This is a genomic window from Clostridium acidisoli DSM 12555 (assembly GCF_900176305.1).
GTDB lineage: Bacteria > Bacillota > Clostridia > Clostridiales > Clostridiaceae > Clostridium_I > Clostridium_I acidisoli.
In genome coordinates this window covers 23,783-29,957 of the sequence record NZ_FWXH01000026.1, presented here as the reverse complement: position 1 = coordinate 29,957, position 6,175 = coordinate 23,783, and the positions used below count along the sequence as shown (strand labels likewise).

General features: G+C 30.6%; 7 protein-coding genes. 4 read left to right on the top strand and 3 right to left on the bottom strand.

What is annotated here, in order from left to right:
- The first annotated feature begins 47 nt into the window (after nt 1–47).
- The 4 genes from B8978_RS19555 (at nt 48) to B8978_RS17345 (ending at nt 3,440) form a co-directional block, all read left to right on the top strand.
- On the top strand, nt 48–248 hold the full coding sequence (locus tag B8978_RS19555) for a hypothetical protein (RefSeq protein ID WP_139796082.1): 201 nt from the start codon (nt 48–50) through the stop codon (nt 246–248).
- 384 nt (nt 249–632) lie between these two features.
- Nucleotides 633–2,000, top strand: coding sequence for an MATE family efflux transporter (locus B8978_RS17355; RefSeq protein WP_084117556.1), 1,368 nt, complete (start codon nt 633–635; stop codon nt 1,998–2,000).
- Nucleotides 2,001–2,020: 20 nt separating this feature from the next.
- A complete protein-coding gene (locus B8978_RS17350; protein WP_084117555.1) occupies nt 2,021–2,671 on the top strand; it encodes an HD domain-containing protein in 651 nt (216 codons plus the stop codon).
- A gap of 208 nt (nt 2,672–2,879) precedes the next feature.
- A complete protein-coding gene (locus B8978_RS17345; RefSeq protein WP_084117554.1) occupies nt 2,880–3,440 on the top strand; it encodes a hypothetical protein in 561 nt (186 codons plus the stop codon).
- A 74-nt stretch (nt 3,441–3,514) separates the two neighbouring features.
- Here B8978_RS17345 and B8978_RS17340 read toward each other — a convergent pair whose 3' ends face one another.
- Genes B8978_RS17340 through B8978_RS17330 form a run of 3 tightly spaced genes read right to left on the bottom strand, consistent with a single transcriptional unit; the run spans nt 3,515 to nt 6,175 of the window.
- The gene (locus B8978_RS17340) at nt 3,515–4,573 is read right to left on the bottom strand and encodes an ABC transporter substrate-binding protein (protein ID WP_084117553.1); all 1,059 of its coding nucleotides are present in this window, start codon (nt 4,571–4,573) and stop codon (nt 3,515–3,517) included.
- Complete coding sequence (locus tag B8978_RS17335) at nt 4,560–5,351, bottom strand: ABC transporter permease (protein WP_084117552.1); 792 nt, start codon at nt 5,349–5,351, stop codon at nt 4,560–4,562. Before B8978_RS17335 ends, B8978_RS17340 begins: the two co-directional genes overlap by 14 nt.
- Nucleotides 5,345–6,175: an ABC transporter permease gene (locus tag B8978_RS17330; RefSeq protein WP_176212742.1), complete on the bottom strand. Its 831-nt coding sequence runs from the start codon at nt 6,173–6,175 to the stop codon at nt 5,345–5,347. The genes B8978_RS17335 and B8978_RS17330 overlap by 7 nt, the downstream gene beginning before the upstream one ends.

Here is a 6,175-nt window from a genome sequence, read left to right as displayed (position 1 = left end):
ATCATAGCTAAAGCTAGATAAAAAGATTAAAGAAAGCCTTCGGCTAGATGAAAGCTTTGACGATGCTAAAGCCGTCAAAGGTGAGAGAAGTTACTTACGTAACAAGTAAAGGAAATTTTTCTTCCTTTGTCAGAAAAATAATGAATTTAAATTTATATGTCTTAATATTTAGAGACAACTCTACAATATGTTTTAAACCGGAGGTTTTGCTTTTAGGCGTAGCCTCTGGTGTTAATATGATAGTTTAATATGGTAATAATAACTATAGATTGAATACCACGACCTCCGGTCAAAAAAATGAACATCAATATACTTTAGATTATAACCTCTTAATTTAAAGATTTTTCGCAGCATAGCTAAGAAAAATCATCCTAAACCTTTTGCTGAAAGCAAATTCTCTCACCATTAACGGCATTATAACGTTAATTATTTAATCTTGCCACCCTGGCAATCCTTCACCTTTTTACTCACTCAGTAGAGGAGAAATCTTTAACCAATTATTTTGCAATTTTTTTCATGTTATGACTAATTACAATGATTTAACAATATTATTTTTTATATTGTATAGATATAAGCTTAACTTTGAGTTATCATATTATAGTCGTAAAAATATTTAAAGTTGGGGATATAATATGAAGAAATTTAAGTTTAGGTTAGATAAAAATGCAGATAAAAAAATAATACAACTTGCTTGGCCGTCCATAATGGAACAAATACTTGAAATGATGGTTGGAATGGTATCTACTATTTTTATGGGAAGAATAGGTACTAATGCTGTAGCGGCAGTTGGAATGGATAATATGTTAATAAGTTTTTTACAAACAGTATTTTTTGGACTTTCAATGGGAACAACGGTTATTGTGGCAAGGGTAATAGGAGAAGGAAATAAAGAAGAGGCAAAAAGAACTTTAATGCAATCTATATATATGGCTCTTGTAATAGGAATATTATTGTCGGTTTTTGGTAAAATATTTTCTGTGTCTATATTGAAATTGTTTTTTGGTGGAGCTAATATTAAGGTTTTTAATATAGCATTAAGCTATTTTAATATAATACTTTTGAATCTACCATTTTTTGTTGTAGATATAACTGTTTCAGGTGCAATGAGGGGAGCAGGTGATACAAAAACCCCTATGATAATAACTGGTATTGTTAATATTTTAAATATTATTTTAAATGCTGTTTTTATATTCGGAGTTCCAGTACTTCATATACCTGCTATGGGTGTAGTTGGTTCTGCTATAGCAGTTACAATTTCCAGAATACTTTCAGCTACACTTAGAATCATTGTTCTTTATGTTCATAAAGGCTTAAAACTTAATTTGACCTTTAAAGATGATTATAGTATTAAACCAAAACTTATGAAAAGAATTGTCAATATAGGAATTCCAGGCTTTATAGAACAGGCAGTTATGCAAGGTGGATTCCTTATACTTGAGGTTGTAATTGTAACTATGGGAACTACAGCTATGGCAGCATATCAAGTTGGTATAAATGTAAATGCATTGGCATACTTCCCTATATTCGGCTTTTCTATAGCAAATACAACATTGGTAGGACAAAGTCTTGGAGAAAGAAAATTTAAGAAGGCAGAGCATTATTCTTATGAAAGTCTTAAAATTACAATGATAGTTGCATTTGTAATAGGAATATTAATGGTTATTTTCTCAAAACAACTTGCATCAATATATTCCAGTGATCCCGTAGTAATAAAGGAGTCAGTTGGAATTATATGTACCTTTGGTGTTATTGAACCAATGCTTGCTATTCTTAATATATGTTCAGCAACACTTAAAGCAGCAGGCGATATTAAGTATGTTATGGTTACATCTTTTGTTGGGTTATGGAGTTGTAGAGTGTTTTTATCATTTGGATTTAATCAGCTCTTTGCATTAGGGATGAAGGCTGTAATGATAGGAATATTTTTTGACTTTAGCTCAAGATCTATTATGTATTTGTTAAGAATGAATAAGGGAGAATGGAAATATTTAAAGGTATAAATTAAAGGAGTATTAGCAAGATGGATAAAAATTTAATTATAGAGAAAACAAAGGAATATGCAAAAGATAAATTAGGTGGAGAAGCAACGGGGCATGATTTTTGGCATGTATTAAGAGTATATAATACAGCAGAGTACATATGTAAAGAAGAAAGAGCTAATTTATTTATAGTTAAACTTGCCGCACTTCTTCATGATATATCAGATTGGAAATTTAATGATGGAGACAGTAATGTAGGAGCAGATTTAGCAGAGCAGTGGCTTAAGTCTTTAGGTGTATCACAAGAAGAGATTAATAAAGTTACTATAATTATTAAAACAATGTCATTTAAAGGTGGGACAACAAGCTCTAGGCAAGAAACAATTGAGGGAATGATAGTGCAAGATGCAGATAGACTAGATGCTATAGGAGCCATTGGGATTGCTAGAACCTTTGCTTATGGTGGTTATAAAGGTAGAGAAATATATAACCCTGATTTTGAACCACAAAATTTCAAGAATTTTGAAGAATACAAAAATAGCAAGGGAACAACAATTAATCATTTCTATGAAAAACTTCTACTTTTAAAGGATTTAATAAATACAGAAACAGGAAGAAAATTAGCAGAAAAAAGACATGAATTCATGGAAATTTATTTGAAGCAGTTTTATAAAGAGTGGGAAGGCAAGTGAAAGGTTAAGAGCTAGGGAAAAGTATCTTAAAAGATTGATGAAAAAAATATATTGAGTGATCCGTAAGCTAAAAAATTACTTAATATGTATTGTTGCTGTTTACACATTAATAATATGGTTGAAACTTAATCGACACAAAAGAAATATAGAATAAATAGGAAACCATATATTTTAATCACTTATTTTATTATAAAGGAGAGTAATAAATATGAGCGTAATAAGCAGTAACTCAAACACTTTATACACCCAAGCTAATACACAGACTTCAAATACACAAGGGGTTCATCATCACCATCATCATCAAGTGAGCCAACCACAGGATTCAGTTCAGCTAGGTAAGCAAGATTCTCAATCATCAGGTAGTTCAACTGGAGATTCATCAAGTATATTAAATAGCTTAGTGGCTAATGGAACAATTACTCAAAGTCAAGAAAGTTCTATTCAAGGTGCTTTTCAGTCAGCATTACAGGCTAATTCATTAGGAACCTACAGTAGTAATGGTAGCACTAATACTAATCCTATAAGTAGCCTTGTAAATAGTGGAACAATTTCTCAGGAGCAAGCAAACTCTATTCAAAGTGCTTTTAAATCTGCACATCATCATGTACATCAAGCACAAGCTGCAGATAATTCAACACAAGGTGGAGAAGACAGTTTGGTTCAAGCGTTAGAGAGTTCAACACAGTCAGTAAATGGTTCAGCACAAGATTCAATAGATAGTTTAGTACAAGCATTAGATAGTTCAACACAAGGTGCGTCAAATAATTAGAAAAATAATTATGTCCATAGATTTTGATTAAACAAAAATCTATGGACGTGACATGTGAAGTATCAGTTATTTTTTTATTTAGCAGTTACCCAAGCATCACTATAAGCTTTTCTTGCATCACCAAGATCTATAAACACTTCAGAATTACTTAGAGATGTATCATCTGGATAAGAAGCTTTATTGTTTTTATCTTTAGCATCAAGCATATCAAAAGTTGCTTTGTTAGGAGTTCCATAACCTATATAATCTACATTCTTTTTGTTTACTTTTGCATCTAATAAGAAGTTTAAAAACTTTTCAGCGGCATCTTTGTTTGTGGCATTTTTAGGAATAACCCAGCTATCAAACCATTTATTTGTGCCTTCTTTTGGTATGACGTATTCAAACTTCCCAGGGTTTTCTTTCATTAGTACAGCTGCATCACCAGAATAAATAACAGCCATTGGTTTTTCACCATTTCTTAAGGAATCTTTAACTTCATCACCAATATATACTGGATTTATAGATTTTTTCTGTTCAATTAATGCATCAGTAGCTTTTTTTATTTCACTAGAGTTAGTTGAATTCATGGAGTAACCTAATCTCTTAAGTGAGATGCCTAGTGAATTTCTCATGTCGTCGGACATAAATATTTTATCCTTATATTTGGTATCCCATAGAACATTCCAACTGTCTATATTGTCTTTAATTTGAGTTTTGTCATATATTATCCCTATAGTTCCCCACATATATGGAACTGAATATTTGTTTTTAGGATCATAGCTTAGATTTTTATATTTGTCATCTATGTTTTTATAGTTTGTTAGTTTGGAAAAATCTATTGGCTGAACAAGGTTTTCTTTTATCATTCTATCTACCATATAATCTGATGGACATACTAAATCATAATTATTTGTACCTGATTTAACTTTCTCATACATCTCTTCATTAGTAGAAAAAGTTGAATAATTAACCTTAATACCTGTTTGTTTTGTAAAGTCTTTTACAATGCTGTCGTCAATATATTCGCCCCAATTAAAGACGTTAAGGGTCTCCTTACTGCTTGATTTTCCTGGAGCACTACAGCCTGCAAAAATAGAAGTGGATATAACTAATGTCATAGCAAGTGCAGCAATTTTTTTAATATTCTTCATTTTTTTTCCCCTTTCCTATTAGGTCTTTTCCATTAGCAAGAAGTAACAATATTAAAATAGTTACAAACATTAAAGTTGAAAGTGCATTTATTTCAGGGCTTATACCACGTCTAGCCATAGAATAGATTTCAATGGATAAGTTTGTAACATTAGAACCTGTATTAAAAAAGCTTATTACAAAATCATCTATAGACATTGTAAAAGCAAATAAAAAACCAGCAATTATTCCGGGCTTTATTTGAGGAAGTATAACTTTTCTCATAGTATAACCAGGAGTAGCACCTAAATCTAGAGATGCTTTCACTATATCTTCTGGTAGTTGCCTTAATTTTGGTAATACTGACAAAATTACATAGGGAACAGAAAATGCAATATGAGCAAGTATTAAAGTTACTAATCCAAAAGGTATATTAAAAAATATAAATAACGTCATCAATGATACGGCAGTAACTATATCGGGATTAAGAACAGGAATATTTGTTATATTTAGTATAGTTTTCTTGCCTAAACCCTTCATTTTGTTAATGCCTATAGCACTAATTGTTCCGAAAATAGTAGAAATCACTGAGGAAATAACAGCAACTAATACCGTATAATATAATGCAGTAAGAATTCTATCGTCATTAAATAGTGAAGTATACCACTGAAGAGAAAAATGTCCCCACTTAGAAGAAAATTTTTCTGAATTAAATGAGAATATTATAAGAAAAACTATTGGAGCATATAAAAATACATATGTAAGTGCAAGGTATATTCTTTTCAGATATTTTTCTACCACAGGCGACCACCACCATTCATATCATTATTACTATCAAATTTATTAAGTACAGCCATGGAGATTATAATTATTACCATCATTAAAATTGAGATAGCTGAACCAAAATACCAATCACCAACAGTAGTAAATTGTGATTCTATAAGGTTACCAATAAGCATAAATTGTCCACCGCCAAGCAGGTTTGATATTACAAAAGTAGATACTGCTGGCATGAAAACCATTGTTATTCCTGACATAATTCCAGGTATACTAAGAGGTAAAGTAATCCTTTTAAAAACTGTAAGCCTATTTGCTCCTAAATCATGTGCTGCTTTAACAACATCTTTATCAATTTTAATTAAAACTGTGTATATGGGTATAATCATAAAAGGAAGAAAATTATAGACCATTCCAAGTATTACAGCAGCATCAGTATACATTATATCTATGCCTTTAAAACCTAGGGTTTTTATTATTGTGTTTATAATTCCGTTCCTACCGAGAATGGACATCCAAGCATAAGTTCTAAGAAGAAAATTCATCCACATTGGTATAACAAGAAATAACATTAATAAATTTCTTGTCTTCATTTTTGATTTTGAGATTATATAGGCAACTGGATAACCTAAAAAAAAGCATATTATAGTTGAAATTAAAGCAAGCTTAATTGAGTTTATAAATACTATCATATAAAGAGGATTAAATAATTTAGTGTAGTTGTCTAATGTAAAGTTTCCATTAGTATTTATAATACTGAAGTAAACAACAAGAAAGATAGGAACAACCACAAAAAGTATGCTCCATATTATATATGGATACTTAGAAAATGAAGGCTTACTTTTCAT

Bases quoted from the DNA above. Each gene is read 5' to 3' on its own strand.
- B8978_RS17330 (WP_176212742.1), bottom strand. From the start codon at position 6,175: ATGAAAAGTAAGCCTTCATTTTCTAAGTATCCATATATAATATGGAGC.
- B8978_RS17350 (WP_084117555.1), top strand. From the start codon at position 2,021: ATGGATAAAAATTTAATTATAGAGAAAACAAAGGAATATGCAAAAGAT.
- B8978_RS17340 (WP_084117553.1), bottom strand. From the start codon at position 4,573: ATGAAGAATATTAAAAAAATTGCTGCACTTGCTATGACATTAGTTATA.
- B8978_RS17355 (WP_084117556.1), top strand. From the start codon at position 633: ATGAAGAAATTTAAGTTTAGGTTAGATAAAAATGCAGATAAAAAAATA.
- B8978_RS19555 (WP_139796082.1), top strand. From the start codon at position 48: ATGAAAGCTTTGACGATGCTAAAGCCGTCAAAGGTGAGAGAAGTTACT.
- B8978_RS17345 (WP_084117554.1), top strand. From the start codon at position 2,880: ATGAGCGTAATAAGCAGTAACTCAAACACTTTATACACCCAAGCTAAT.